A 26,739-nucleotide genomic window follows, 5' to 3' on the forward strand; every position below is an offset into this window, starting at 1 on the left:
CAGGGTGCCCGGGCAGCGGGCCGAGGCGGAAGCCACGCCCAGGTGGCGGCCCGAGGGCGGTCAGGTTGCCCGGGTAGCGGCCCGAGGTGGAAACGGCGCGCGGGTTGCTGCCCGAGGAGGATCGGGGTGCCCGGGTTGCGGTTCGAGGCGGGAGCGGCGACCGCGTGGCCTTCCGGGGGCGGGCGCGGCGCCCGGGCGGGCGGCTTCGCCCCGACCGTGGGGCCGGGGCGAAGGGGCGTCAGTGGGGGCGGTAGACGGTGAGGGCGTCCGGGAGGGCGTCGAGGACGAAGGCGGGGGGCGCCTCGGCGTACTCCCCGTCGTAGGCGAGCGGGGTACCGGGCGGGACGTCCGAGACGCGCAGGCTGCGCAGCTTGCTCGCCACGTGCACCGGGGAGCGGGTCAGCGGGCCGGTGAAGGCGGCGGCCAGGAGCCGGGGTCCGGGGCGGCCACCGCCGAGGACGAGCCGCAGGTCGAGCAGGCCCTCGCCGAGGGTGGCGCGGCGGCGCGGCGTCGGGCCGGTCCCCTGGTAGGTGCCGTTGCCCGCGAAGAGCAGCCACACGCTCCGGGGCCGACCGGCCAGCCGGAGCCGGACGGGCCGCTCGGCGCGCAGCACCTGCCAGGCGGCGAGCAGCGCGGCCGGCCCGCCGCCGATGCGCGGCCCCCAGTGCAGCCGGTGGCGCAGCAGTTCCGGGTACGCGCCGACGCTGAAGTTGTTCAGGAAGTACCCGGAGTCGTCGCCCGGCCGGGGGCCGGCTCCGGGTACCGGGACCGACCCGGAACCGGAACCGGATGCCGATGCCGATGCCGATGCGGAACCGGAACCGGTGGCGGGCTCCGGGTGGTGGCCGGCGGCCGGGTTCCCGGGGGCGTCGTCGGGGGCGTCCGGGGCGGCGGGGTGGCGGGGCCCGGGGGTGAAGCGGCCGACGCCGACGCGGACCGCTTCGCCCGCCGCGACGGCCCGGCAGGTGTCCGCCGGGCCGGCGAGGCCGAGGTCCAGCGCGAAGTGGTTGAGGGTGCCGCCCGGGAACACCGCGAGCGGCACCCCGGCCCGCAGCGCGGCGGTGGCCGCGGCGTTGATCGTGCCGTCCCCGCCGCACACTCCGAGGACGGTGGCCCGGGACGCCGCCGCAGCGAGTTCGGCCACCAGGTCGCCGCTGTCGACCTCCACCAGTTCCGCCTTCGGCAACCGCTCGCGCAGGACGTCGAGCCCGGCCTCCGCGGCCGTCCCCGACGCGGTGTTCACGACCACCGTCAGTCCGTCCCCGTCCGGGAGCGCGGGCACGCCGGGCGCGGGCCGTTCGTCCCCCGGCACCACCCGGGCCTCCTGGGCGTCCCGCGCGAGCCGCCGTACGACGAACCCCGCCGCCACCCCGAGCGCCGCGCCCGTCACCACGTCGGACGGGTAGTGGACCCCCGTGTACACGCGGGAGAACGCCACCGACGCGGCGACGGGCGCCACCACGGCCCCCCACCCCGGGGACTCCAGCGCCAGCCCGGCGGTGAACGCGAAGGCCGACGCCGCGTGCCCGGACGGGAAGGAGGTGGTCTGCGGCTGCGTGTGCAGCTGCCGCACGGCGGGCACCCCGTCCAGCAGCGGGCGGGGCCTACGGACCGACCACTTGCCGACGGTGTTGATGGTCGCCGAGGCCAGCGCCAGCGAGGCGGCCCCGCGCACGGCGGCCTTGCGGGCCCGGGGGGAGCCGAGCACGCCGATCGCCACCGCGGTCCCGCCCCACAGGACCCCGTGGTTGGCGGCCCTACCGAGGCGCGGCAGCACCCGGTCGGCCCCGGGCCAGTGCCGGCGCGCCACGGCTTCGAACAGCTGCCGGTCCCAGCGCGCGACCGCACCCCGCCAGGTCAGTTCTTGATCAGACATCCCCAGCGCCTACCCCGGGGAACGGGTCCGAAATCAGACGCGCCCCGAATGCCGCGGCCCGGGCTCCGGCGCGCGGGTGGCGGCGCGCCGGAGCCGGGAGCGCGGGCACGCCGTCGGCGGGGCGACGGAGCCCGGGCCGCGGGACGGGCGACGGAGGCCGCCTACGCGCCGTCCTCCTCCGGGTGGTCTCCTTCGAGGGGGCGTTTGCGCAGCAGGAGGACGACCATTCCGCCCAGGACCACGAGGCCGACGGCCAGGGAGGCGATGACCGGGGTCGCTGCGGAACTGCCGCTGGAGGCCAGCCGCTCCTCGTCCGGGGATGCCGGGGACGCCGGGAACGCCGGGGAGCCTTGGGACACCTGGGACGAAGGGGACTCCGGGGATTGGAGGGTCGCCCCGGCGGTGGCCTCGGCTGCGGGGACCGCGGTCGCTCCGGACAGGTTGCCGACCGTGCCCGCCGGAGCCTGCCCCGGTGCGCGCCACGCCGCGACGGCCCCGGCCGAGGCCGCGGATTCGCTGGAACCGGCCACGATCTGCGCCTCGGCGGGAACGCCGCTGGTGAAGACCCGCCCGACCGGGACCTTGGTGGAGCCCTGGACGGTGACGGAGGCCCTGCCGTCCGGGGTGCCCGCGGGCACCTCGAAGTACAGGCGGCTTCCGTCGGCGGCGGAGGTCAGGGGCTTGCCGTCGGCGTCGACGACCCGGACCCCCATCGCGGCCGCCGCCGCGTCCGGGGTGACGGTCACGCTCTGGGCCCGGGTCCGCACCGTGACCGGGCCGATGCGGCTGCCGGTCGGTCCGGTGACGGGTCCCGCCGCCGCGCCGGGGTCGAGCCCCAGCGAGGCGGGTGGTTCGGGCAGTCGGCCCGCCTCGCGCTGGAGGTAGTCGGCGAGGCGTTCGGCGGCCGGGTCGGCGGCCTCCACCGGGGCCCCGTCGGCCAGCCTCCAGATCGCCACCTGGGTACCGGCCGCCGCGCTCTCGGCGGTCAGCGAACCGGCGCCGGAGGCCTTGGCGAGCCCCGCCAGATCGTTGAACTGGGGGTAGGAGTGCTCCAGGACCCAGCGGATGCGGCCCGCCTCGGCGTTCCCGGCGAGGGGGCTGCCGCCCCAACCGGTCTCGGTGAAGCGGGCCTGGGGCTGCGCGTAGCCCGCGACGCCCACGCCGTACGTCTGGAGGGTGCCTCCGCCGTCGACCCGCATCTCGTGCAGGCCGGCCGGGATCTGCCGGACCGAGCCGTCGCCGGCGCGCAGGACGGCCTGTCCGTACGTCTTGAGTCCGTCGAGGACGGCGCCGGCCCCCTCCGACGTCCGACCCGCGGGCGGACCGGCGTCCGCCTCGGCCCGGGCTCCGGGTGCCGCGGTGAAGGCCGCAGCCGCCAGCAGCGCCACCGCGAGCGGCCGTCGCACGGAGGGTCTGCCCCCGCCGCCGGGGGTGGGGGAAGTGCGGACGGCAGGAACGGCAGGGGCGCCGGGATGGACCGCCCGGCCAGGAAGCGGAACCGCGGGCTCGGCGGTTCTGGACGTCGGTCGGGCGCCGGAGGGCGCCACCGGAGCGGACGTCGATCCGCTCGCGGCGGCGGCCGCGGAATCGGAGACCGCGGAGGATCCGACGAATACGGAGGATGCGGAGGATGCGGAGGACGCGGGAACAGCAATCGACACAGTCTTCCCCTTCGGGCCAAAGACCCAGGTGCCCGTGAGTACCGGGGAATCCTAGCCCCCTCGAACACTCAGACCACCGCCGCGTTCTGAGTGCCCATCAGCGGGGTGTCCGTCCTGACCACCCTGCGGAAGGCCGCCGTGCCGCGGTTGAGGTCGTGTCCGATCGCGATGGCGTCGATGTCGGCGGAGAACCACCGGACGCCGTCGCCGTCGGGCGGGTCCTCCCGGACCCGCAGGCGGCCGTGCACCACGAGCGGTTCGCCGACCGACACGGAACCGGCGAGGTTCACCGCGAGTACACGGCGTGCCCACACCGTGTAGAAGCTGGTGGCCGCGTCCGTCCAGGTGTCCGTCCGTCGGTCGAAGTACCTCGGCGTCACGGCGAAGCGGAACCTCGCCGACGGGCCGGTGGTCGTCTCCTTGAAGTCGATCTGCGTCGCCACGTACCCGACCAGCGTCACCAGGGTGTCGTTCATCCCGACCGCCCTCCCCACGTATGCCCACCCCCGCGGGCCCTCCGCACGGGTACCCCCGCGGACCGGCCGCGCGAGGTACGACCATGCTGGACCCGGCCCCCCGGTCCCGCTCCGGCCTGTGGACTACTGGCGGGTTGTGGACAACTTGCTTCCCCCTGCGGCCACCGTGGCGTACTGCTCGCGCACCTCCCGGTAGCGCAGCAGCTCGGCGGCGACCGGCTCCAGCACCCGGGCCCGTCCGCAACCGGCGGCGGCCTGGCGCAGCCTGCGTTCGGCGTCCTGCCCGTAGCGGCGGGCGGGGCCGCGTGCCGCGAGGGAGCAGGCCCACTCCACCAGCGGCCCGCCGATGATGCCCGCCACCATGAACAGCACCGGAGGCATGAGCTTCGGTTCGAGGACGCCCACGATCTGCCCGACGAGCCACAGCCCGCCGAAGATCTGAACGAGCGTCATGGCCGCCTGGGCGAGCACCGCGGCGGGCCACCACGTCGGCCGGGGCGGCTTGGCGCCGGGTACGGCGACCTCGGGGCCCAGGGTCACGGCGAGCTCGTCCAACGCCTCGGGCAGCTGTTCGCCGCCGCGCACGGCGGTCTCCCGCACGGCTTGCGCCCAGGGGTCGGGCAGCCCGATGACCGCCTCGTCGGCGACGGTCCGTACGGCCTGTTCCACGCGCTGCCGGGCGGTCACCTCCTCCTCGACGGGGGCCTGCGCGGAGGGCGTGGTGGAGCGGCCGATCGCGGCGAGGGCGGCCAGTCCGGCCAGGGAGCGCGGGGCCCGGCGGCCCTCGTACCACCGCCACAGCCGCAGCCAGGGCGTCCCGCACGCCTTTCCGGCGTTGCGCCGCCAGGCCCGTTCGGCGGCGAGGCCCGCCGCGTACGCGCCCACGGCTTCCGCGAGCCGGTCCTCGAACTCGGCGCGCGCCGCCTCGCCGATCTCCGGCCCCGCGTGCCCGTCGGCCACGTACAGCGGGCGCAGGCGCAGCGCGGCCCGGTCGACATCGGCGGAGATCCGGCGGGTCGCGGCGCCCTTCTCCTGGGTGAACTGTCCGAGGAGTTCGCGAAGTTCCCCGACGCCTTCACCCGTAAGGGCGGACAGTCCGAGGACGGTGGCTCCGGGTTCGCCGTGCTCGCCGAGCGCGATGCCGTCGTCGTCGAGGAGTCTGCGCAGGTCGTCGAGGACGAGGTCGGCGGAGTCGCCGGGCAGCCGGTCCACCTGGTTCAGCACGACGAAGGTGATCTCCGCGTGGCCGGCGAGGGGCCGCAGGTAGCGCTCGTGGAGGACGGCGTCCGCGTACTTCTCGGGGTCGACGACCCACACCACCGCGTCGACCAGCGCCAGCACCCGGTCCACGTGGTCCCGGTGCACGCCGAGCGCGGAGTCCAGGTCGGGCAGGTCGACGAGGACCATGCCGCGCAGCGCCTCCGCCTCGGAGGTCTCGCGGGGCCGGCGCCGCAGCCGGCCGGGGATCTCCAGCCGGTCCAGGAGACCGGCGGCCCCGTCCGACCAACTGCACGCGATCGGTGCGGCGGTGGTCGGGCGGCGCAGTCCGGTTTCGGAGATCTGCACTCCGGCGAGTGAATTGAACAGCGTGGACTTGCCGCTTCCGGTGGCTCCGGCGATGGCGACCACGGTGTGCTGCGGGGACAGTCCGCGGCGTGCCGCGGCCTCGTCGAGGACCCGGCCGGCCTCGGCGAGGGTCTTGCCGTCGAGGCGGGTGCGGGACAGTCCGACGAGCTGGCGCAGGGCGTCGAGGCGCGTCCGCAGGGCCTGGGCCTCGGGGCTGAGGGGTGGCGCGGAGACCTTGCCGCCGTCGCTGCCCGCCCCGGACACGGCGCGGACGAGTTCCTCGTCGCCCTCGCCCAGCGCCTCGGCGTCGTCGTGGTCCCCGTCGCACAGGCCCTCGTCGCAGAGGCCCTCGCCGCACAGTTCGCTGCCGGAGCCGGGGACGGCGCCCAGGCCCCTGCGGTTCTTGGGCCGGGGGCGGGAGCGCGCGATGAACCCGTCGTCCCAGCGGTCATCGGTGCGGTCACGGTCGGTCAGGGCGGTCACCGCGTCACCTCTCCTTCTGCAGTACGGACAGCGCGGCGATCAGCTCGGCCTGTGGTTCCGGGGTCACTTCGAGCGCTTCCAGCGGGGCGAGACGGCGGTCGCGTTCGGCGCGCAGCACCTCGTCGAGGTGGTCGCCGACGAGTTCCCCGCCCCGGTCGCGCAGGCGGACGGCGGCCTGGACGCCGATCCGCTCGGCGAGCTTCTCGCCCGCCGGGCGGGCGCGCTTGCCGCCGAGGAGGGCCGCCACGAGGAGGGCCGCGACGCCGTCGGGATCGGGCAGCGGCTGCTTGTCGAGGCGGGCGACCTCCTCCTCCGCGAGTTCCTCCAGGACGCGCCGCCAGCGGCGTACGGCCATGCCGATACGTTCCGCCGCCTCCCGGTCGGGCGCGGGCAGGGACACCGCCGCGGCGGCCGGTTCGCGTCGCCACGCTTCGGCGATCCGCTCGTCGGCTGCCGCGACGGCGCACTGGAGCAGTGCGGCGAGGGATTCGGCGAGGGAGTCCAGCAGTTCGTCGGCGCTGGTGTCGAGGGGGTAGCCGCGCCACCGGGTCAGGGCGTCCCCGGCGAGGACGGCGCCCTGGTCGAGGCGGGTGCGGACCCGCTTGCCCTCCCGCTTGTACGCGTCCTCGACGGCCGATGTCAGCCGTACGGCGGCGGCGTGCTGGGCGGCGACGGCCGAGGCGAGCTCCGGCATCCGCCGCCCGAGCGAGTCGAGCGCGCCCAGTGCGGTGCGCCCGACGGCGTACTGCCGGGCGGCGGGGTCCTGGGCGTGGTGGCTGAGCCAGGCGAGCAGCGGCGCGACCGCGCTGGCCGGCAGCAGTCCGCCCCCGCCCGCCGATTCGGGCAGTTCGGGCACCGTGAACCGCGGTACGTCGCCCAGCCCGGCCCGGGTGAGCAGGGCCCCGTACTGCCGCGAGACCTCGGTGAGCACCTGGTGCGGGACCCGGTCGAGGACGGTGACGAGGGTGGCCTTGTACTGCTTGGCGGTGCGCAGCAGGTGCCAGGGCACGGCGTCGGCGTACCGCGAGGCGGTGGTGACCATGACCCAGACGTCGGCGGCGCAGATGAGTTCGGCGGCGAGCGTGCGGTGCTCGACGACGAGGGAGTCGATGTCGGGGGCGTCGAGGATGGCGAGCCCGCGCGGGAGGGTGGAGACGGTCTCGATCCGCAGTTCGCGGGCGGAGCCGCGGCGGTTCTGGGTGCGGAGGGGGTTCCTCTTGGCCGGGGTGGCGGGTTCCTCGTCCTCCTGGGGCGCCCAGACGCGCATCAGGTCGGGGAGGATCCGCATCCCGGCGAACCAGTGGTGGTCATCCGGATGGCAGACGAGCACCGGTGTGCGTGTCGTGGGGCGCAGGACGCCCGCTTCGCTGACCTGCCGGCCGACGAGGGAGTTGACGAGGGTGGACTTGCCGGCCCCGGTCGACCCGCCGATGACGGCGAGCAGGGGCGCCTCGGGCGCCTTGAGCCGGGGTACGAGGTAGTCGTCGAGCTGCGCGAGCAGCTCGGCTCTGGTCTGGCGGGCGCGCGGGGCGCCGGGCAGGGGCAGCGGCAGACGCACGGACGCGACCCGGTCGCGCAGGGCGGACAGGGCATCGAGCAGCTGAGGCCGTACATCCAAGGTCACCACATGCGAAGAATGCCCAATTTAGGACCATTTTTGAAGCTTATACGCCCTCTGCGCGCCGACGGCGACTCCAGCGGAACATCAAGGACACGGCGGACGAGTGGGACTCAGGCATAACGAGTGCACAACACCCAGGGCGACGCGGCGCAAAAGCGATGCGAGAATCGCACCTGCCTGCGAGTATCGGGACCGCTTCACCGAACCTCCACATCGTGGCACGCGGGTGAAGCAACCGGGACAAGGCAACCGGAGCCCTATCCTTGACCCGGCACGGACGGACGCCCCACCCCCACCCAGGGGCTCCAGGCCACCACGGCCACCTTCCGGCCCCCGTAGCTCAGCGGATAGAGCAGGTGCCTTCTAAGCACTTGGCCGCAGGTTCGAGTCCTGCCGGGGGCACACTTCACGTCCCACACACAGCCCTCCCTCCGGGGAGGGTTTTCGTGCAGGTCGGCGGCGTGTCGCCGCTCCTGCGGCAGTGCCGCGACGAGGGTCCGTCCGGCCGATGACGGAGCCCGCGGGCATCTCCCCCCGGCCGCCCGGGAAGGGTGGACCGCATGACTTCCGAGGAACCGAGCACGGTCGTGCACACCGCAGTTCCCCTCACCCGGGCGATCCCGGTGCCCGAGCGGGTCTGGTACGCCTCCTACGGGTCGAACATGCACATGGACCGGCTCGCCGCATACATCGCGGGCGGGACGCCGCCCGGGGCGACGCGCACCTACCCGGGCTGCCGGGACGGACGGGCGCCCGAACGGTCGATCGCGGTCGAGCTGGAAGGCTGCCTGTACTTCGCCACGGAATCCCCCGTGTGGACCGGCGGCCGTGCGTTCTACGACCCCGGGGCCACCGGACGGCTGTGGGGACGTGCGCACCTGGTGACGGTCGGCCAGATCTCGGACATCGCCACCCAGGAGATGTACCGGGATCCCGCGGCGGACCTGGATCTGTCGACGGTCCTTCGGGACGGTCGCGATGAGATCGGCCCGGGGCGGTACGAGACGCTGATCTGCCCGGGCACGATCGACGGCGTCCCCGTGCTGACCTTCACGGCCCCCTGGGCCCACCCGGACGTCGAAGCCGTCACCCCGTCGGCCGCCTATCTGCGCCACCTTGCCGGCGGTCTCCTGGAGTCCCGGCCGCGGGCGGAGCGGGGCATCGCGCGGTACCTCGCCGGCTGTCCGGGGGCAGCGGGCGCCTGGACGTCCCGCCAGGTACGCGAGTTGCTCCCCGATGACACCGGTCGGTGACAGTCGGGCGGTGACGTTCGGGCGATGGCATCGGTCGCCGGCATCACCGTCCGGCCGAGCTGCTCCCCGTCCCGGCGCCGGGACGGCGGCGGCGGGTCCGGGGCCGGGGGCCGGTCGGGCCCCCGGAGCGGGCGTGCGGGCGTGCGGGCGGCTCAGGCGGTGGCCGTCAGGTGCCGGGAGACGGCCCCGATCAGGGCCTAACAGTGCTCCAGGAGGTAGAAGTGGCCGCCGGGCAGCGTCTGGAGGTCGAATCCGGCCGGGGCGACTTCGGACCAGGCGGTCATGTGGAAGCGGACGGGGCAGCGGTCATCCTGTCGTCCTCCGCACCGGGGCCCGTTGGGCGATGGCCACCACCCTGGGCCGGGCAAGGGCGAGGTAGTCGGCCGTGGCCAGGGCCACCGACCGGTCGAGCCGCGCCGCGTTGAAGAAGATCTCGTCGTGCACGAGCAGGCCCGGGTCGGCCACCAGGTCGAGTTCGGGATCGCGGGCGAACGGCACGACGGAACCACTGACGCTGCCCGCCAGCCGCTCCGCCACCTCGCGGGTCGCGAACGAGGCCTCCGTCCCGGAGTACATGTCCCGCAGACCGTCCAGGTCGACCCTGCGGTCCCCCGGTACGACGGCCAGGACGTAGCGCCGCGTACGGCGGGTCAGTGCGACGCGCACCACCAGGCACTTGGCCGCCTGCTCCAAGGGGTGCCCGCGCAGCAGGCTGGCGGGTTCGGTGCGGCCCTCGGGGGCGTGGTCGATGACCCGGAACCGGGCCTCACCCGAGTCCAGTTGACCCATGAGCCAGTCGTGGGTCGTCATCTCGCCCGTCATCTCGCCCGTCCCATCGCCCGGTTGCGGGTAATACCGCTCCTGACCGTGGAGGCGTGGGGGAGTTCCTCCCGCATCGGCACGACCGGCGGCGGAACCGGGGGTGCGGCTGCCTCTGCGTACGGCCTTGCGACCGGCTCTTCCATGGCGCGATTCCTCTCCTCACGGGGCAGTGCCGGGTACGTTTTCAGCCGACGCTAGTGACCAGCTGGGGCGGTTCGACCCCAGCGACCGGTACCGCTGCGCCCCAGGTCCGGGGCTTGCCGAAGCGCTGATCGGCTCCGGACGGGGTCGTCGGGGTGTCCACATGGCGGTCCTTTCCGGTCGGGAAAGGACGCGTCCGCCGACGCCGATCGCCCTGCGCCCGTCCCGCACGCGCAACTCCCGGCGGACCGGCGGGCACCGGGCGCGTCGAAGGCCGGCCGCCACCCGCTGCCGTCGTGCTTCGATCCCCTTGGCCCGTTCTCCACGAGCACGTATCGACAAAACCGAAACGGCCGCTCACGCTCACGGGATGGTCATGGAACAACACCGGCGTCTGCGGGCATGGACCGTCACGACGCTCTGCGCGGCCGTGGCCGCGGGCGCGGTCCTCACGGGTGCCCTCGCGTTACCCGCCGCCGGATGGCGGACCGTCCTGCCGATGGTCGTCGCGGTCACCGTCACCTGCGCGGTCCTGGGGCGGTGGCCCGCGTCCCGCACCCGCCTCGCCCCGGCCGCCGTACTGGTGGCCGCGACGTCCGCGGTCGGCACCGCGGCCGGGCTCCACCCCCGGTCCCTCCTGCACGCGGGGCTCATGGCACTCGTCGAGTACGGCGTGCTGCTCCTGCTGGTCTTCCTCGTGGTGCGGTTCGCCGAGCCCCGGTGGGCGGTGGTCGCCGCCGGCTGCCTGGCACTGAGCGAATCCGCCATCATGCTGCGTCTGGAGCCGCCCTCGGATCCCTTCGAAGTCCTGGGCCAGCTATCGCTGTTCGTCCTGGCGGCCGCCATGGCCGCGGCGGTCGGCGGGTACCTGCGGTCCCTCGATTCGCGCAGGCTCCGTTCGGTGCACGAGGCGCGGAAGGCTCAGCGCCTCCAGTTGGCCGCGGACCTGCACGACTTCGTGGCCCACGACGTCTCCGGGATCGTCGTCCTCGCCCAGGCCGCGCAGGTCGTGGGTGGGGCCGGTCAGGAACAGGTGCTGCCGCTCCTCCGACGGATAGAGGCCGCCGGACTTCAGGCGCTGGCCTCCCTGGACCGCACGGTCCTGATGCTGGGCGAGGTGCCGGGCGGCCCGGTGGCGTCGGGAGCCGAAGCGGGCGAAGTACGGAGCGGTCCTTACGGGTTGGGCGATGTCACGGACATGGTCGACAGGTTCCGCACGTCCGGCCGCTCCGAAGTCGTGCTCGAATCCCTGCTCACCGAGGAACACCTCACGGAGGTGCCGCGCGAGGTGGCCGCCACCGCGCACAGGACGGTGGCCGAGGGGCTCACCAACGTACGCAGGCACGCGGGTTCCGCCTCATCGGTGCGGATCACGCTGCGCGTGGAGGGGAACCCACCGGACCGTACTTTGGTCGTCGGCGTCACCGACCACACAGGCGCGAACCGCGCCGGGGCGGACCACGTCGGGGCGGACCGCGCCGGGACCGACGCCGCCGCGGCCGCGGCCGACGGCACCGGGTCCGTCGGCGGCGGCTTCGGCAGGGCCCGGCGGGGCGGGGGGACCGGGCTCGCCGGCCTGGGGGAACGGGTGGGCGCGCTCGGGGGCACGCTCACCGCGGGGCCGCACGGGGAGGACGGCTGGCAACTCCTCGCCTCCTTCCCCTACACCTCGGGCTGATCACGCCGGGCCCGCACCACTGTTCCGCGTGCTCGGCGTGCTCGGCGTGCTCGGCGTGCTCGGCTTGCTCGCCGTGCTCGACCTGCTTCCCGGCTGGACGAGCGGTCCTCGGCCCGCGCCGTTGCGGGTCCTCGGGCAGGATCACGTGGATCACCCGGCCATGGACGGATACGGTGCTGGACGTGACCATCCGCATACTCCTCGCCGACGACCAGGAATCCGTTCGCATCGGCTTCCGCCTGATCCTGGATTCCCAACCGGACATGGAGGTCGTCGGTGAGGCGGTGGACGGCCTGCAAGCCATCGACCTGGCGCGGGAGTTGAGGCCGGACGTCGTCCTGGCCGACATCCGGATGCCACGTCTCGACGGTTTGGAGGTCACCCGCAGGCTGGCGGGCCCGGAAGCCACCGAACCGCTGCGCGTGGTCGTGGTGACCACCTTCGATCTGGACGAGTACGTACACACCGCGCTGCGTCACGGGGCCTGCGGCTTCCTGCTGAAACGCTCCGGTCCGGCGCTCCTGGTGGAGGCGGTTCGAGCCGCCATGGCGGGAGACACGCTGATCAGCCCCTCGATCACCGTTCGCCTGCTGAAGCACCTCCGGAATCCGAGTCCCGCGAGGAACCCGCTTCCGCGGGCGATCGAATCCCTCACGGAGCGCGAGTCCGAGATAGCCGTTCTCGTGGCCAAGGGGCTGACCAATGCGGAGATCGGAACGGAGTTGTTCATCTCTGCGGGCACGGCCAAGACCCACATCGCCAACATCCAGCGCAAACTCGATGTGCGCAATCGGGTCGGCATCGCTTCCTGGGCGTGGGAAAGCGGCCTGACCGCGTGACCGGGGCCGCCGGCCGTGCGGGGGCGTCGAGGGATCGACGGATCGAGCGGTCCGCGGGGACGTGGCGGACCGGCCGAAGTCGTGGCGGGCGCACGCCGTGCGGAAGGGGAAGCCGAAGGGGTTGTCGGGGGAGGTCGTGCAGTGGTCGGTCGCCCGGTCGAACGCGTACGCGGTCCAGGCGGCCCGCGTCGGCCCGCGTCGGTGCGCGCGGGCTCCGGTCCCCCGGGGCTCCCGTCCGCTCGCGGTCCTGCAACGCGCGGGGCGCTCCCGAGTGGCGGTCAAGCCCCTCTCAGGTATGAGGCCGTATGCGACTTGCGGCAGAGGCGAACTGGGTACCGCAGAGGGACGCGGCGCCGTACGTCCGCCCGGAACACTTGGCCGTATGAACCGCCGCCCGCTCGTGATCGCCGCCGCTGCCGTGGGAGTAATGGCCACGGCCGCCTTCGCCCTGCCGAACCTGCCGCCGAACCCGATCACCAACGCGCTCGACGACCGCGTCCTGCACGAGAAGGGCAAGCGCTTCGCCACCGCGGCCGACGCGCCGGCGCGGGGCGACCGGGCGTTCGCCCTGCCCAGTTGGATACCGGCGGACGCCACGGACATACGGATACGGGTCCGGACGAACGGCGAGGCCAGGCTGATCCGCTTCACCCTGGGCCGGACCGCGCTCGACGGACCGCAGTGCACCGCCGGCACCCGGAAGGTGAAGGACGGGCCCCGGCTGGCCGCCCGCTGGTGGCCGCGTGACACGAGGGCGGAGGAGCGCCCCGAGTGCCGCGACCGGCATCAGTACCAGGTCGCGGTGCGCGGCAAGCGGGTCTATGCCTGGACCGACGGAACCCCGTCCCCGGGTGCTCCGACGCAGCGCACCGCGGGAACGGTCAGGACCGCCGGCCGGCCCTGACGAGCGTCACCACAACCGGTGGGGCCTTGCGGGGCGTCGCGGCACTGCGGGCGGAGGCCCTACCCGGCCTCGGGGATGCCGTCGCGCAGGAGGGCGGACACGGTCCGGGCGAAGGCGTCCGGGTTGTCCAGCATGATGTTGTGCCCGCAGTCCGGTACGGACAGGACGCGTACTCCCGCCGCCTCCAGGGCTTCGGTCCCGGCAGGGGATCCGTCCGCCTCGGGGTACAGGAAGCCGCGCGGGATCCGCAGGTCCAGCAGCAGCTCCCGCATGGTGGGGGTCGTCCCGGTCACGAGGTGTACGGCGCTGCGGTGCAGGGCGGTCCGGCCGGCCAGGCGCATGGTCGACCACCAGTGGGCGCCGGCCCGGTCGCGCACCTCGGCCCAGCCCCCGGCCAGGAACTCCTCCTCCGTGTAGGAGGCGATCCCACTGCTGCCGGGGCCGGCGGGTACGCGGGGCAGCGGGTCGAGGTTCGCGTCGACGAGGACGAGCCGCGACACCAGGTGGGGGTGGCGGGCTGCCAGCACGATGGCGACGGCACCGCCCATGCTGTGCGCGATCACCTCGGCCGTCTCCACCCGGGCCTCGGTGAGGGCGCGCGCGAGGGCGTCGGCGTGTGCCTCCAGGGTGTAGGAGAAGGTGTCGGGGCGGTCGCTGTGCCCGTGGCCCATCAGGTCGACCAGCAGCGACCGCCTGCCCGCGAGCAGCGGGTGCACCGCGCCGGCCGCGAAGTAGGCGGGCGAGGTGGCACCCAGTCCGTGGACGTAGACACGGGCCGGGTCCTCCCCGGGCAGTTCGACCCAACGGATCCGGTCGCCTTCCGGCGTCACGACGGCACTGCGCACGGTCTGTCCCCCTGCTGGTGATCGCTACGAAACCCGGACGAGGGTAACCGGGCCGTCGATCTACTCGTCTACGCTGCTCGGATGACCGAGTACGTGAATCAGCTCGGCGGTGACATACCGCGGACGGGCACGCTGCCCGTGGGGTCGGACGCCGTCGTGTGGTCCCTGGACACCACGCTCGCGGTGATCGGCGGCCATCGGGTCGACGAGGCCGCGGCGCTGCTCGACGCGGCCGAGCGGGACCGGCTGGCCCGCCTGTTGCGCCCGCACGACCGGCGCAGCTACCTCGCCTCCCACATCGGACTGCGGGTGCTGCTCGGCTCCTACTTGGGCCTGGCGCCCGAGAAGGTGACGTTGGTCCGTGAGGACTGCCCGTGCTGCGGCGGCCCGCACGGCCGGCCCGCCGTGGCGGGGGGCGCGGTGCACTTCTCGCTGTCGCACAGCGCGGACATGGCCTACTTCGCCTTCGCGGGCGCCCCGGTCGGCGTCGACGTGGAGGGCCTCCCGAACGCGGGGGCCGTGGGCGACGTGATGGGCACCCTGCACCCGGCGGAGACCGCCGAGCTGACCGCGCTGCCGGTGACGGACCGGCAGGCGGCCCTGGCCCGGCTGTGGTCCCGCAAGGAGGCCTACCTCAAGGCCACCGGCACGGGACTCGCCCTCGGGCTGGTCGAGCCGTACGTCGGCTCCGCCGCCACGCCCGCCCCCGTCCCGGGCTGGTCCCTGCGGGACCTCCCGGCGCCGCCCGCCTACGCGGCCGCCCTGGCGGTCCGCACGACCTGACGACCCCGCCGCTCGACATCGACGCCGGCATCGACGCCATCGACCGGGGCGGCCCCGGTTCGGGCAGGGTCTCGGCCCGGTCGGCGACCAGGCGGACCGCCGCGACCGTGAGGTCGGGGTCGTGGAGCTGGACGTAGTGGTCGCTGCCGGTGGCCATCACCCCAAGGACTCGCCCCCGATCCCGAACCGGCGCCCGACCGCGACGGCGCTCTCAGGGCGGCGACGCCGACGGCGATGAGGCGCGCGGCCGTGCCGGTCGGCGCCGTCAGCGGGGCCGGCCGAGGCGGCCCTCCCGGTTGCGCGCGGCCTCCGTCAGCGCGGGCCACAACCGGGTCAGCCACTCCTCCACCGGGTCGTTCCGCGGGAGCCCCGGCGGGACGGTGTCGTGGAGCGCGGCCGTCTCCGGTTCGGCGCCCCGGTGGTGGCGCAGGATCTCCGGTTCGCCCGGACCGGTCGCGGCCGCCACCACGCTGCGCAGGAACATCACGTTCGCCGCGAGCAGCCACAGCGTCCCGGCGGCGGGTGCGGCCCCGAAATCCACGAAGTCCCCGGAGCCCGAAGAAACCGGCGAGTCCGGCGAGCCCGGCGAGGAACCGGCCGGGACCGTCGCGAGTGCCCACGGGTCCGGTGCGAGGTGGCGCACGGCGCCGACCCCGCAGAACCGGGCCGCCGCCGCGCACATCGCGCAGGGCTCCTGGGTGCTCCACAGCGTCGTGGCGTCGAGGTTCCAGCCCGTCCGGGCGGCCCCGAGCGCGTTCATCTCCGCGTGGGCGAGGGGCGTGCCCCGCAGCGGGCCGGTGCCCGGGCCGCCGGTACCGGGCTCCTCGTAGGCCTCGTTGCGCCCCTCGGCCAGTACGGTCCCGGCCGGGTCCGTCAACACTGCCCCGACCGCCAGGCCGCCGGCCGTCAGCGCCTCGTACGCCCTGGACAGGACGCGGCGTACCGCCTCGGGTGCCGCGTGCCACGCCGTCTCGAACTCCCCGCCCGTATTCGTCATGTCCGCATGGTCACACGGGGGCAGGCCCCTATCGTGACGGGCATGGACATCCGCCCCGCCACCACCACCGCCGAACTGCGAGCCGCCGAGGGGTTGTTCGACGGCCCCGCCCGCGAGGAGTGGTCCGAGCGCTTCCTGCGGTCCCCCGGACACCTGATGCTGATCGCCTACGTCGACGGGGTGCCCGCCGGCATGGTGTCCGGCGTCGAGATGAGTCACCCGGACAAGGGCACCGAGATGTGCCTGTACGAACTCTCCGTGGACGAGGGCTACCGGCGGCGCGGCATCGGCCGCGCCCTGACCGAGGCCCTCGCCGCGGAGGCGCGCAGGCGGGGTTGCTACGGCATGTGGGTGGGCGTCGACACGGACAACGAGGCCGCCCTGGCCACGTACACCGCGTCCGGAGCCGAGGACGAGGGCGTCTTCACGATGCGCGGCTGGCCCCTGCGCCCCACCTCCTGACCCACGCCCCGGCGCGGAGGCGGGGACCGCCGGATCCCTCCGTCCCCCGGCCCCGCCGCCGACCTCGCCGGGGTCCGGGTGCGGCGCGCGGAGCACAGCCCGCGGAAGCCCGCCCGGGCAGGTGGAGGAGGGCCGCCCCCACCGAGGTCCGAGTACGGCGCCCACGGCCCCGGAACCGCACACGCAGCGCGGCCCGCGCAGCCACTCGGCCCGGCAGGAGCCGGGTCGGGGACCCCTTCGGCGGCGTGTCGTGCCGCCAGTCGGCGCACCCTCCGCGCGCCCCCGGCCCGGCGGCGGGAGCGTCGGGAGCATGACAGCACTGACCGCGCTCCTGCCCGCCGCCGCCCTGCTCGCGGCGGCCGCCGCCCTTCCGCCGCCCGCTGCCGCAGCCGGGTCCGAAGCGCCCACCGCCTCCTACGTGGTGGTCCTCAAGGACGCCACCCCGCGCGCACCGACCCGCGCCCTGGCCTCCGAGGCCGAGGAGGCCGGGGACCGGGTGGGGCCGGTCTACGACACCGTCCTCAACGGCTTCGCGGTCCGTACCACCGCGACCCGGGCGGCCGCCCTCGCCGCCGACCCCCGGGTGGCCTCCGTCGAACCGGACACGACCTTCCGGATCTCCGACACCCCCGCACCCGGCACTCCAGCGCCCGGCGCCCTCGCGCCCGACACCACGACCCCCACGCCGACCCCGACCTCTTCGCCCAACACCCCGGTACCCGACGCCCCGGCGCCCGCTCCCGCCCCGGTCCCCGACACCGCCGCCCCCGCACCGGGCACCGCGCCCGGCACGCAACCCGCCCCGCCCCCCGCAGCCCCTGCCGCGACCCCCACCACACCCGCGCTCCCCGCCGCCCCCGCCCCCGTCACCACCCCCGCTCCCACGCCCAGCCCAACCCCCACCCCCACGCCCACCCCCACGCCCACATCTGCCCCCGCACCCGCGCCCGCTCCCGTCGGGGTCCCCCTCACCTCCCAGGCCTCCGCACCCTGGCCGCTCGACCGGATCGACCAGCGCGAGCTCCCGCTCGACGACTCGTACACGTACGCCGGCAAGGCGCAGGGCGTCACGGTGTACGTCGTCGACACCGGGATCAACACCGCGCACCAGGAGTTCGGGGGCCGTGCCCGGTCCGGGTACAACGCGGTGTTCATGGAGGGCGCGGCCGACTGCAACGGTCACGGCACGCACGTCGCCGCGACCGTCGGCGGGGCGACGTACGGGGTGGCCAAGGGGGTCTCCCTCGTGGGCGTGAAGGTCGCCGACTGCCGGGGTGACGGCAAGCTGTCGGCGATCCTGCGCGGGCTCGACTGGCTGGTGAAGGACGCGGCCCGGAACGCCTCCCGGGGTCCGGTCGTCGCCAACATGAGCATGGGCGGCACCCGCAGCCGGGCCATGGACGCGGCCGTGGTCCGTGCCGTGGCATCCGGGATCACCTTCACGGTGGCGGCGGGCAACGACGGCCGGGACGCCTGCGTCGGCTCCCCGGCGGGCGTCGCGCAGGCCCTGACGGTCGGGGCCACGGATGCCGCCGACCGACGTCCGGCGTTCTCCAACCACGGCCGCTGCGTGGACCTCTCGGCGCCGGGCGTGGCCGTCACCTCGGCGTGGAAGGGCTCGACGACGGCCCTGGGCCGATCCTCCGGCACCTCCATGGCGGCCCCGCACGTGGCGGGCGCGGCCGCGCTGCTCCTGGCGGGCGGCACCGCCCGCACTCCGGAGCAGGTGGGTCGGGCGTTGCTGCGCGACGCCGTCCCGGACCGGATCACGGGCCTGCCCGCCGGGACCGCGAACCTGCTCCTGCACGTCCCGACAGCCCCCTGAGGCGGCGGCTCACCAGGGCTGGGCGCGCCCGCCCCCGCCGGCACCGACCAGTCGGTATCCGATGTCCCATCAGACCGGTTCTGATGGGACATCAATGTGTGTGTGCTTCGGGCGAAACCCATCCATTGACTTCTCATCACCGCGACGCGTCAATGACGACCTCCGCACCGGCTCTACCTCCCCCACACAGCGGGTGGGGGGAGGGGTTCGTCCGACGAAGGAGTCGCGACCCAGTGAGTACTACGTTCCGACGAAGAATGCTGGCCGGGGCGGGCGCCCTTTCCCTCGCCCTGACGGGCGGTGTCGTGGCCCTGACGGGGACGGCGCAGGCCGCGACCAAGACCACTCCGGTACCCGTGAAGTGCGTCGCCCCCGCGCCCCAGCCGGGCGCCAACGGCACCCAGAACTTCACCGTCACGGTCCCCGACACCGCCAAGGCGGGTCAGTCCGTGCCGATCACCATCGATCCGGGCGAGACCCCCGTCGTCCCGATGTTCACCATCGACACGGTCAACACGATCAAGATGAAGCTGCTCGTCGGCGGGGTCGCCCAGACGGTGACCAGCCCGGCCGTCCCCAGCCATCAGGAAGCCGGGAAGAAGGCGGACCCGCCCGCGTTCAGCGGGAACATCACCCTCCCTGAGGGCACCGAGGGAACGACGGTCCAGATCACCATCGACCAGGTGATCACGGACGCCGATCTGGGCGGCACGGTCTACACCACGACGTGTACGCCGGATCCGCGGCCCAGTGCCTCGGTCGGCTCAATCGCCTCCGAGGCCCTGCCCAAGGATCCGGTCACGACGAAGCTGACGCCCAACAGCGGCCCGGCGGGTACCGCCGTGGTCGTCACCGGGGCCAACTTCCCGGCCGGCGCGGTCGCCTGCTCCGCGCTGCTGGGCGGCGCGGCGACCGGTGACACGGGCACCGGCACGGCGGACGCCTCCGGCGCCGCCACCTGCAACATCACGGTCACCAAGAAGGCCGACGCCATCCGGATCGACGGTTCGGCGCTCGCGCCCAAGCCCTTCGTGTTCGTCGAGGAGCAGGCGGGCGTGAAGAACCCGGTGGACATCGAGGTGCTGCCCGGGCCGCTGGCCCTCGGCCCGAAGGACGGCCAGCCGGCCGTCAGCTTCGGCTCGGTGACCATCAACGGAAAGTCCCAGTCGGTGTTCGGCGCGTTCAACGCCGCGACCGTCCAGGACTTCCGCGGTGGCAGCCTCGGCTGGGACGTGACGGCGACCCGTACGCCGTTCCTGAACCAGACGACCGGCCACTCGATGGCGAAGGCGCAGCTCGGCATCCAGCCGTCCTGCACCGTCACCAACCCGGACAGCCCGAGCGCGTGCACCGCGGGCACTCCGGGCGCGATCACCGACACCCCGATGAAGGTCGCCTCGCAGGCGGCCGGCGGTGACGAGCTGACCGGCGGCGAGTTCGCCGTGGGCGGCGCGGCGATGCTCCAGCTGCCGCCGTTCATGTTCGCCGACACCTACCAGTCGGTCGTGACGTTCTCGATCGCCTGACCGGTCCCGACCCGGGGTGGTGCGGTGCTCCGGCGCCGCACCACCCCTTTTCCCGCTCCGCGCCGCGACTGGAGAGACCCCGCCCATGCGCATCCGCCGCCGCCCCCGCAGCATCGTCGTCGTCCTCGGCGCCCTGTGCGCCCTGCTGCTCCCCGCCGCCGCCACGACCACCGCGACGGCCGCGGACAACGGCACCTGGGGCGTCTTCCCGACGCCCCCGGCCGGGGCGGCGATGACCGACCGCGCCTACTTCTTCCACCAGGGCGCGGCCGGGACGACCCTCTCCGACAGCGCGACGATCCTGAACTCCTCCGACAAGGAGCTGACCTTCCAGGTCTTCGCGACCGACGCGATGAACACCCCGTCGGGCGGTGCGTTCGCCCTGCTGCCCGTCGAGACGAAGCCCACGGACGTCGGCGCGTGGATCGCGCTCGCCCCCGGGAACGCGACGACCGTGACCGTCCCGCCGAAGGGCCGCAAGGACGTCCCGTTCACGGTGAAGGTGCCCGCGGACGCGACCCCGGGCGACCACGTCGGCGGGATCGTCGCGTTGAACACGGCCGTCGAGGGCGTGCAGCGGGACGGCAAGGTGCAGGTCGGGGTGAAGCGGTCGGTGGGCGCGCGCCTGTACTTCCGGGTCCCCGGTCCGGTGACCGCGGGCCTGAGCGTGGAGGACGTACGGGTCACCCGCGGCGCCCCCGTCGTGCCCTGGTTGAAGGACGCCCGCGCCACCATCACCTACACGCTGGTCAACCGGGGCAACGTGGTGGTGGAGCCGCGCGTGACGATCTCCGCGCGGGGGCTGTTCGGGCGTGAGGTGCTGGACCGGCCGGCCCGGTCGACCGGGGTGGTCCTGCTGCCGGGCCGGCGCGTGGAACTGACCGAGTCGTGGCCGGACGCGCCGCAGTTGGACTGGGTGGACGTGAAGGTCTCGGCGGACGCGACCGCCCACCCGGACGTGCTGTCGGAGTCCGGCGCGGACTTCCTCGCCGTCCCCTGGTTTGCCGCGGGCGCCGTCCTGGTCCTGGCGGCCGTCGGCGCCGCCCTCCTGATCCTGCGGCGCCGCCGCCGCGCCGTCCCGCAGCGCCCGGAGCCCGTACCGGACCTGGTGGGCGGGCGCTGACGGCCCGGTCAGCCCCGACGGGTCCCCTCGGCCAGTTCCTTGAGGGTGAGCAGTTGCTTGCGCATCATGACGAGGTCGCCCCATGCGAGGAGGCGCCGACGCAGCCTGCGCCGCAGGGTCCCGCCGGCCTCGGCGACGACCTTGACGACGAGCCGCGAGCCCTCCCCGCGCGGGCGCACCGTGTAGCTCACGGCCATCCGACCGTGGCGGGCGGCGGGCGCTTCGGGGAGCAGGCCGGTGATGTGCTCGCCGGTCCGGAAGTCGGTGACGGTGAAGACGAGGAGGGTCTGGCCGACCGCCAGTTCGGGCAGCGGTACGAGATGGCGCGGGCTCCTGCGGCCCCCGAAGTCGAGCCGGTCGTAGCTGTACGGGGCGATGGTCAGTTGCCGGAGCCACCGGAAGAGGACGGCGGGCGGGGCCGCGACGTCGACGGCCCGCGTCCAGCCCTCGGACCCGGCGGCCAGGAGCCGGTCGCACGGGTACACCGCCTCGCGCTCCGCGCTCGTGGCACCCCAGACCCGCCCGCTCACGTCCACGCCCCGACCCTACCGGCGCGACGCCCAGGGTGGGCCGTGCCCCCGACGGCGGGAACCCCCGGCCGGTGAGGGTGGTCGGGGGTTCCCGTGTTCGGGGCGGCGGGGCCGTCAGTGGTTGCGGGGGAAGCCCAGGTCCACGCCGGAGGGGGCGTCGGCCGGGTCGGGCCAGCGGGTCGTGACGACCTTGCCGCGGGTGTAGAAGTGGATGCCGTCGTTGCCGTAGATGTGGTGGTCCCCGAAGAGGGAGTCCTTCCAGCCGCCGAACGAGTGGTAGCCCACCGGCACGGGGATCGGGACGTTCACGCCGACCATGCCCGCCTGGATCTCCAGCTGGAAGCGGCGTGCGGCGCCGCCGTCGCGGGTGAAGATCGCGGTGCCGTTGCCGAACGGCGAGGCGTTGATGAGGGCGACGCCCTCCTCGTAGGTCTCGGTGCGCAGGACGCACAGCACCGGGCCGAAGATCTCGTCGCGGTAGGCGTCGGAGTCGGTCTTGACGTTGTCGAGGAGGGACAGGCCGATCCAGTGGCCGTTCTCGTTGCCCTCGACCGTATAGCCGGTGCCGTCCAGGACGACGTCCGCGCCCTGGGCGGCGGCGCCCTTGACGTACGAGGCGACCTTGTCGCGGTGGGCGGCGGTGATCAGCGGGCCCATTTCGGAGGTCGGGTCGTTGCCGGGCCCGACCTTGATCTTCTCGGCGCGCTCGCGGATCTTCTCGACGAGCTCGTCGGCGATGGCCCCGACGGCGACGACGGCGGAGATCGCCATGCAGCGCTCGCCGGCCGAGCCGTAGGCGGCGGAGACGGCCGCGTCGGCGGCAGCGTCCAGGTCGGCGTCGGGCAGCACCAGCATGTGGTTCTTGGCGCCGCCCAAGGCCTGGACGCGCTTGCCGTTGGCGGAGGCGGTGGTGTGGATGTGGCGGGCGATCGGGGTCGAGCCCACGAAGGAGACGGCAGCGACGTCGGGGTGCGCGAGCAGCGCGTCGACCGCGACCTTGTCGCCGTGGACGACGTTGAGGACGCCCGCCGGCAGACCGGCCTCGGTCATCAGCTCGGCCAGCTTGTTGGAGGCCGAGGGGTCCTTCTCGCTCGGCTTGAGGATGAAGGTGTTTCCGCAGGCCACGGCCAGCGGGAACATCCACATCGGGACCATCGCCGGGAAGTTGAACGGGGTGATGCCGGCGACGACGCCGATCGGCTGGCGGATCGAGGAGACGTCCACCCGGTTGGACACGGAGGTGGACAGCTCGCCCTTGAGCTGCGTGGTGATGCCGCAGGCCAGCTCGACGATCTCCAGGCCGCGGGCGACCTCGCCCAGCGCGTCCGAGTGGACCTTGCCGTGCTCGGCGGTGATCAGCTCGGCGATGGCGTCGCGGTTGGCGTCGAGCAGGGCGCGGTAGGCGAACAGCACCTTGGTGCGGGCGGCCAGCGAGGACTGGCCCCAGCTGAGGAAGGCCTCCTTGGCGACCTGTACGGCGGCGTCGACCTCTTCGGTCGAGGCGAGGGCCACCTGCGTGGTGACCTCGCCCGTCGCCGGGTCGGTGACCGGGCCGTAGTTGCCCGACGCGCCCTCGACGGTCTTGCCACCGATCCAGTGGTTGACGGTCTTCATGCCTTGCTCCTTCACAGATGGCGACGTCGCTGCGCGGCTTGCCGGTCGTACTCTTCACGGGCCCGGGCCGCCGACCCACGGGTCGCGGTCTCGGCCACAGGAACATCCCACCACGCCTGTGCCGGGGGTGGGCCCGACACAGTGTCGGGTGTTCGGGTCTGTGCGTAGACACATGTGGGACGGTCCGCCTCCCGCGCCTGGGCCAGGGCTTTCCGCAGGTCACCGATGGTGCGGGTGCGGATGACGGCCATCCCGAGGGAGGCCGCGTTCGCCGCGAGGTCCACCGGAAGGGGGGCGCCGTCGTACGCGCCGTCCGCCCCCCGGAAGCGGTACGCGGTGCCGAACCCCTCCGCGCCCACGGTCCCCGACAGGCCGCCGATGGAGGCGTAGCCGTGGTTGTCGAGGATCACCAGGCGCAGCGGCAGGCCCTCCTGGACGGCGGTGACGATCTCGGTGGGGTTCATCAGGTACGTCCCGTCGCCGACCAGCGCCCACACCGGGCGGCCGGGCGCGGCGAGGGCCACGCCGATCGCGGCGGGGATCTCGTAGCCCATGCAGGAGTAGCCGTACTCGACGTGGTACTGGTCGCCGGAGCGGGTCCGCCACAGCTTGTGGAGGTCGCCGGGGAGCGAGCCGGCGGCGTTGACGAGGATGTCGGTGTCGTCGACGAGGGCGTCGAGCAGGCCGAGGACCTGGGCCTGGGTGGGCGGCCGGTCCTCGTCGGGTGCGGGTACGGCGTAGGCGGCGTCGACGCGGGCCTCCCAGTCGGCCTTCGCGGCCGTGTACGCGGTCTCGTACGCGGGGTCCACCCGGTGACCGACCAGGCCGTCGGCGAGCGCCCCCAGTCCGGCCCGGGCGTCGGCGAGCAGCGGGGCGCCGGCCATCTTGTGCGCGTCGACCGCGGCGACGTTCAGGTTGACGAACCGGACGTCGGGGTTCTGGAACAGGGTCGAGGAGGCGGTGGTGAAGTCGGTGTAGCGGGTGCCGACGCCCAGTACCAGGTCGGCGGTGCGGGCGAGGTCGTTGGCGGTGGCCGTGCCGGTGTGGCCGATGCCGCCGACGTCCGCCGGGTGGTCGAAGGGCAGGGAGCCCTTGCCCGCCTGGGTGGACGCGACGGGGATGCCGGTGGCCGCGGCGAGCGTGCGCAGGGCGTCCGCCGCGCCGCTGTGGCGCACCCCGCCGCCGGCGATGATCAGCGGCCTGCGGGCCGCGCGGACGGCGGCGCGGGCCGCGTCGAGTTCCTCGGGGTCCGGTTGCGGCGAGCCGATCCGCCAGACCCGTTCGGCGAAGAACTCCTCGGGCCAGTCGTACGCCTCCACCTGTACGTCCTGCGGCAGTGCGAGGGTGACGGCGCCGGTCGCGGCGGGGTCGGTGAGCACCCGCATCGCCCGCAGGGCGGCGGGGACCAGGGCCTCGGGCCGGGTGATCCGGTCGAAGTACCGGGACACGGGCCGCAGGGTGTCGTTGACGGAGACGTCGCCCGCGTAGGGCACTTCGAGCTGCTGGAGCACCGGATCGGCGGGCCGGGTCGCGAAGGTGTCGCCGGGGAGCAGCAGCACGGGGAGGTGGTTGATCGTGGCGAGGGCGGCCCCGGTGACGAGGTTGGTCGCGCCGGGCCCGATGGAGGTGGTGACGGCGTGCGCGGACAGCCGTCCGCTCTGCCGGGCGTAGCCGACGGCGGCGTGCACCATGGCCTGTTCGTTGCGTCCCTGAAGGAACGGCATGGCGTGCGGCCCGCTCTCCAGCAGGGCCTGGCCGATCCCGGCGACGTTGCCGTGCCCGAAGATCCCCCAGGTCGCGGCGATCAGCCGGTGCCGTTGGCCGTCGCGTTCGGTGTACTGGCGGGCCAGGAAGCGTACGAGCGCCTGGGCGACGGTGAGCCTCACGTTTCCTCCGCTCGGTGGAAGGGCAGCCGGGGGTCGATCTCCCGCCCGGCCCAGGTGTCCCGGATCCAGCCGTGGTCGGGGTGGTCGCGGATCAGCCATTCCCGGGTGCCGCCGGCCGGGCCGGCCATGACGTTCAGGTAGTACATGTCGTGCCCGGGGGCGGCGATGGAGGGGCCGTGCCAGCCGTCCGAGATGAGGACGGTGTCGCCGGTCCGCACCTCCGTGAGGATGTCGGTGCTCCCCGCCGGCGAGGGGCTGACACGCTGGTAGCCGAGCCCGGGGACGCCCTCGTGGGGGGCGATCTCGTACCAGTAGATCTCCTCCAACCGGGACTCCTCGCCGGGATGGTGCTCGTCGTGCTTGTGGGGCGGGTAGGAGGACCAGTTCCCGCCGGGGGTGAGCACCTCGACCGCGATGAGCCGGTCGCAGGGGAAGACGTCGGCGGCGGCGAAGTTGTTGACCTGCCGGGAGCACGTCCCGGCGCCGCGCAGTTCGACGGGTACCCCGGCGGCCGGGGCGTGGCGGGCGGGCAGCCGCCGCTCGCACCGCGCCCCGGCGAGGGCGAAGCGCCCGCCCGCCGCCGAGGCGACCTCCGCGCGCGCGTCCCGCGGCAGGTAGGCGAAGTCGCTGACCGCGTCGAACACCCCGCTGCGGCCCCGGAGCCGGAACACCACCTCGCGGGGCGACTCGCCGACACCCTCACCCGCCGTGCCGGCACCCGGGCCCGCGGCCCCGTCAGCCGCCGCCTCCGCCTCCGCCTCCGCCTCCGTGCAGCGGACCTCGCAGCCGCCCGAGAGCGGCAGCACGATCCACTCCGCCTCCCCGCACGCGAAGGCGTACGTCTCCCCGGGCGCGAGGTCGAGGACCCGCAGCCGGGTGAAGGCCATCTCCGTCTCAGACAGCACCGGCACGACCCAGCACCTCCTCCACCTCGGCGGGGAACGGCATCGCCGCCCCGCAGGCGAGCCGGGAGGCGACGATGGCCCCCGCGGCGTTCGCGTAGCGCAGTACCCGTTCGAGGTCCCAGCCGGCGAGCAGCCCGTGGACCAGTGCGCCCCCGAAGGCGTCGCCGGCGCCCAGCCCGTTCACCACCGTCACGGGGACGGGCGGCACCTCCACCAGCCTCCCGCCCCGGTCGGCGGCCAGCACGCCCAACGGGCCCCGCTTGACGACGGCGAGCTCCACGCCGGCCGCGAGCAGGGCCCGGGCGGCCTCGTACGGGTCGCTCTCCCCGGTGGCGACCTCGCACTCCTCGGCGTTGCCGACGGCGACGGTCGCCAGGGCGAGCGCCCGCCCGTACCAGGGCTGCGGCGACCCCTCCCACAGCATGGGCCGCCAGTCCAGGTCGAAGACCGTGATGCCGGTCGGCCCGGATCCCGAGCGGGCCTCCAGCGCGGCGAGAGTGGCGCTGCGGCTCGGCTCCGCGCTGAGGCCCGTACCCGTCATCCAGAAGACCCGGGCGGCGCGCACCGCGTCACGGTCCACCTCCTCGGGCCGGATCTCCAGGTCGGGGGCCTTGGGCAGCCGGTAGAAGTACAGCGGGAAGTGGTCGGGCGGGAAGATCTCGCAGAAGGTGACGGGCGTCGGGTAGCGGTCCACCTCTCCCGCCCACCGGTCGTCGACGCCGAAGCCGCGCAGCTCGGAGCGCAGGTACTCCCCGAAGGGGTCCGCGCCGGTACGCGTGATCACCGCGGTGCGGCGTCCCAACCGGGAGGCGGCGACGGCGACGTTCGTCGGTGAACCGCCGAGGAACTTGCCGAAGGTGTCCGCCTCGGCGAGCGGTACACCGGTCTTCAGCGGGTAGAGATCCACCCCGATCCGCCCCATC

General features: G+C 74.4%; 22 protein-coding genes, 1 tRNA gene and 1 pseudogene. 10 read left to right on the plus strand and 14 right to left on the minus strand.

Annotation, left to right across the window (positions count from 1 at the left end):
* Positions 1-238: 238 nt before the first annotated feature.
* From ACFVS6_RS13300 to ACFVS6_RS13320, 5 genes are all read right to left on the minus strand, one after another.
* Complete coding sequence (locus tag ACFVS6_RS13300; RefSeq protein ID WP_389703382.1) at positions 239-1,876, minus strand: bifunctional phosphatase PAP2/diacylglycerol kinase family protein; 1,638 nt, start codon at positions 1,874-1,876, stop codon at positions 239-241.
* Between the two features lie 161 nt (positions 1,877-2,037).
* Positions 2,038-3,282: a TQXA domain-containing protein gene (locus ACFVS6_RS13305; protein ID WP_389703384.1), complete on the minus strand. Its 1,245-nt coding sequence runs from the start codon at positions 3,280-3,282 to the stop codon at positions 2,038-2,040.
* A gap of 323 nt (positions 3,283-3,605) precedes the next feature.
* Positions 3,606-4,013, minus strand: a complete 408-nt coding sequence (locus ACFVS6_RS13310; protein WP_362876866.1) for a single-stranded DNA-binding protein — start codon at positions 4,011-4,013, stop codon at positions 3,606-3,608.
* 123 nt (positions 4,014-4,136) lie between these two features.
* Positions 4,137-6,062 (minus strand): GTPase, encoded by a 1,926-nt coding sequence (locus tag ACFVS6_RS13315; RefSeq protein ID WP_389703386.1) that lies wholly within the window; start codon positions 6,060-6,062, stop codon positions 4,137-4,139.
* A gap of 4 nt (positions 6,063-6,066) precedes the next feature.
* Complete coding sequence (locus ACFVS6_RS13320) at positions 6,067-7,680, minus strand: dynamin family protein (RefSeq protein WP_389703512.1); 1,614 nt, start codon at positions 7,678-7,680, stop codon at positions 6,067-6,069.
* Positions 7,681-8,012: 332 nt separating this feature from the next.
* Here ACFVS6_RS13320 and ACFVS6_RS13325 point away from each other — a divergent pair.
* Both ACFVS6_RS13325 and ACFVS6_RS13330 read left to right on the plus strand, forming a co-directional pair.
* Positions 8,013-8,085, plus strand: a tRNA-Arg gene (locus ACFVS6_RS13325).
* 158 nt (positions 8,086-8,243) lie between these two features.
* Positions 8,244-8,936: a histone deacetylase gene (locus ACFVS6_RS13330; protein ID WP_389703388.1), complete on the plus strand. Its 693-nt coding sequence runs from the start codon at positions 8,244-8,246 to the stop codon at positions 8,934-8,936.
* Between the two features lie 306 nt (positions 8,937-9,242).
* Here the strand turns inward: ACFVS6_RS13330 and ACFVS6_RS13335 are convergent, their stop codons facing one another.
* A complete protein-coding gene (locus ACFVS6_RS13335; RefSeq protein WP_389703390.1) occupies positions 9,243-9,746 on the minus strand; it encodes a YbaK/EbsC family protein in 504 nt (167 codons plus the stop codon).
* Positions 9,747-10,269: 523 nt separating this feature from the next.
* Here ACFVS6_RS13335 and ACFVS6_RS13340 point away from each other — a divergent pair.
* Together ACFVS6_RS13340 and ACFVS6_RS13345 are read left to right on the plus strand one after the other, a co-directional pair.
* A complete protein-coding gene (locus ACFVS6_RS13340; protein ID WP_389703391.1) occupies positions 10,270-11,577 on the plus strand; it encodes a sensor histidine kinase in 1,308 nt (435 codons plus the stop codon).
* 182 nt (positions 11,578-11,759) lie between these two features.
* Positions 11,760-12,416, plus strand: a complete 657-nt coding sequence (locus tag ACFVS6_RS13345) for a response regulator (RefSeq protein WP_389703514.1) — start codon at positions 11,760-11,762, stop codon at positions 12,414-12,416.
* Positions 12,417-12,488: 72 nt separating this feature from the next.
* On the opposite strand, the pseudogene ACFVS6_RS13350 reads toward ACFVS6_RS13345, so the two are convergent.
* Positions 12,489-12,602: pseudogene (locus ACFVS6_RS13350) on the minus strand (phospholipase A2); the annotation flags it as partial.
* A gap of 196 nt (positions 12,603-12,798) precedes the next feature.
* Between ACFVS6_RS13350 and ACFVS6_RS13355 the strand changes: the two are divergent.
* Entirely contained in the window at positions 12,799-13,320 is a 522-nt protein-coding gene (locus ACFVS6_RS13355; RefSeq protein WP_389703392.1) for a hypothetical protein, read from the plus strand.
* Between the two features lie 59 nt (positions 13,321-13,379).
* Here the strand turns inward: ACFVS6_RS13355 and ACFVS6_RS13360 are convergent, their stop codons facing one another.
* Positions 13,380-14,165: an alpha/beta fold hydrolase gene (locus ACFVS6_RS13360; protein WP_389703394.1), complete on the minus strand. Its 786-nt coding sequence runs from the start codon at positions 14,163-14,165 to the stop codon at positions 13,380-13,382.
* Positions 14,166-14,246: 81 nt separating this feature from the next.
* On the opposite strand from ACFVS6_RS13360, the gene ACFVS6_RS13365 reads away from it, so the two are divergent.
* Positions 14,247-14,948 carry a 4'-phosphopantetheinyl transferase family protein gene (locus ACFVS6_RS13365; protein WP_389703395.1) on the plus strand — a complete coding sequence of 234 codons (702 nt, stop codon included), beginning with the start codon at positions 14,247-14,249 and terminating at the stop codon, positions 14,946-14,948.
* Positions 14,949-15,213: 265 nt separating this feature from the next.
* Here the strand turns inward: ACFVS6_RS13365 and ACFVS6_RS13370 are convergent, their stop codons facing one another.
* Complete coding sequence (locus ACFVS6_RS13370; protein WP_389703396.1) at positions 15,214-15,945, minus strand: nucleoside deaminase; 732 nt, start codon at positions 15,943-15,945, stop codon at positions 15,214-15,216.
* A gap of 42 nt (positions 15,946-15,987) precedes the next feature.
* Between ACFVS6_RS13370 and ACFVS6_RS13375 the strand changes: the two genes are divergently transcribed.
* From ACFVS6_RS13375 to ACFVS6_RS13390, 4 genes are all read left to right on the plus strand, one after another.
* Positions 15,988-16,407 (plus strand): GNAT family N-acetyltransferase, encoded by a 420-nt coding sequence (locus tag ACFVS6_RS13375; protein WP_389703398.1) that lies wholly within the window; start codon positions 15,988-15,990, stop codon positions 16,405-16,407.
* Positions 16,408-16,717: 310 nt separating this feature from the next.
* A complete protein-coding gene (locus ACFVS6_RS13380; protein WP_389703399.1) occupies positions 16,718-18,232 on the plus strand; it encodes a S8 family serine peptidase in 1,515 nt (504 codons plus the stop codon).
* Positions 18,233-18,465: 233 nt separating this feature from the next.
* Positions 18,466-19,758 carry a hypothetical protein gene (locus tag ACFVS6_RS13385; RefSeq protein WP_389703401.1) on the plus strand — a complete coding sequence of 431 codons (1,293 nt, stop codon included), beginning with the start codon at positions 18,466-18,468 and terminating at the stop codon, positions 19,756-19,758.
* An 85-nt stretch (positions 19,759-19,843) separates the two neighbouring features.
* Positions 19,844-20,881 carry a WxL protein peptidoglycan domain-containing protein gene (locus ACFVS6_RS13390; RefSeq protein WP_389703402.1) on the plus strand — a complete coding sequence of 346 codons (1,038 nt, stop codon included), beginning with the start codon at positions 19,844-19,846 and terminating at the stop codon, positions 20,879-20,881.
* Between the two features lie 8 nt (positions 20,882-20,889).
* Here the strand turns inward: ACFVS6_RS13390 and ACFVS6_RS13395 are convergent, their stop codons facing one another.
* The 5 genes from ACFVS6_RS13395 to iolC all read right to left on the minus strand — a co-directional run bounded on the left by ACFVS6_RS13395 (position 20,890) and on the right by iolC (position 26,738).
* Complete coding sequence (locus ACFVS6_RS13395; protein ID WP_389703404.1) at positions 20,890-21,417, minus strand: hypothetical protein; 528 nt, start codon at positions 21,415-21,417, stop codon at positions 20,890-20,892.
* A gap of 108 nt (positions 21,418-21,525) precedes the next feature.
* Positions 21,526-23,025, minus strand: a complete 1,500-nt coding sequence (locus tag ACFVS6_RS13400; protein WP_389703406.1) for a CoA-acylating methylmalonate-semialdehyde dehydrogenase — start codon at positions 23,023-23,025, stop codon at positions 21,526-21,528.
* An 11-nt stretch (positions 23,026-23,036) separates the two neighbouring features.
* Positions 23,037-24,911: a 3D-(3,5/4)-trihydroxycyclohexane-1,2-dione acylhydrolase (decyclizing) gene (iolD, locus tag ACFVS6_RS13405; RefSeq protein ID WP_389703408.1), complete on the minus strand. Its 1,875-nt coding sequence runs from the start codon at positions 24,909-24,911 to the stop codon at positions 23,037-23,039.
* On the minus strand, positions 24,908-25,798 hold the full coding sequence (gene iolB / locus ACFVS6_RS13410) for a 5-deoxy-glucuronate isomerase (RefSeq protein WP_389703515.1): 891 nt from the start codon (positions 25,796-25,798) through the stop codon (positions 24,908-24,910). The genes iolD and iolB overlap by 4 nt, the downstream gene beginning before the upstream one ends.
* A 7-nt stretch (positions 25,799-25,805) precedes the next feature.
* Positions 25,806-26,738, minus strand: coding sequence for a 5-dehydro-2-deoxygluconokinase (iolC, locus tag ACFVS6_RS13415; protein WP_389703517.1), 933 nt, complete (start codon positions 26,736-26,738; stop codon positions 25,806-25,808).
* Between the last annotated feature and the right edge of the window lies 1 nt (position 26,739).

The sequence above is a fragment of the Streptomyces sp. NPDC057939 genome, from assembly GCF_042887545.1.
Taxonomy (GTDB): Bacteria; Actinomycetota; Actinomycetes; order Streptomycetales; family Streptomycetaceae; genus Streptomyces.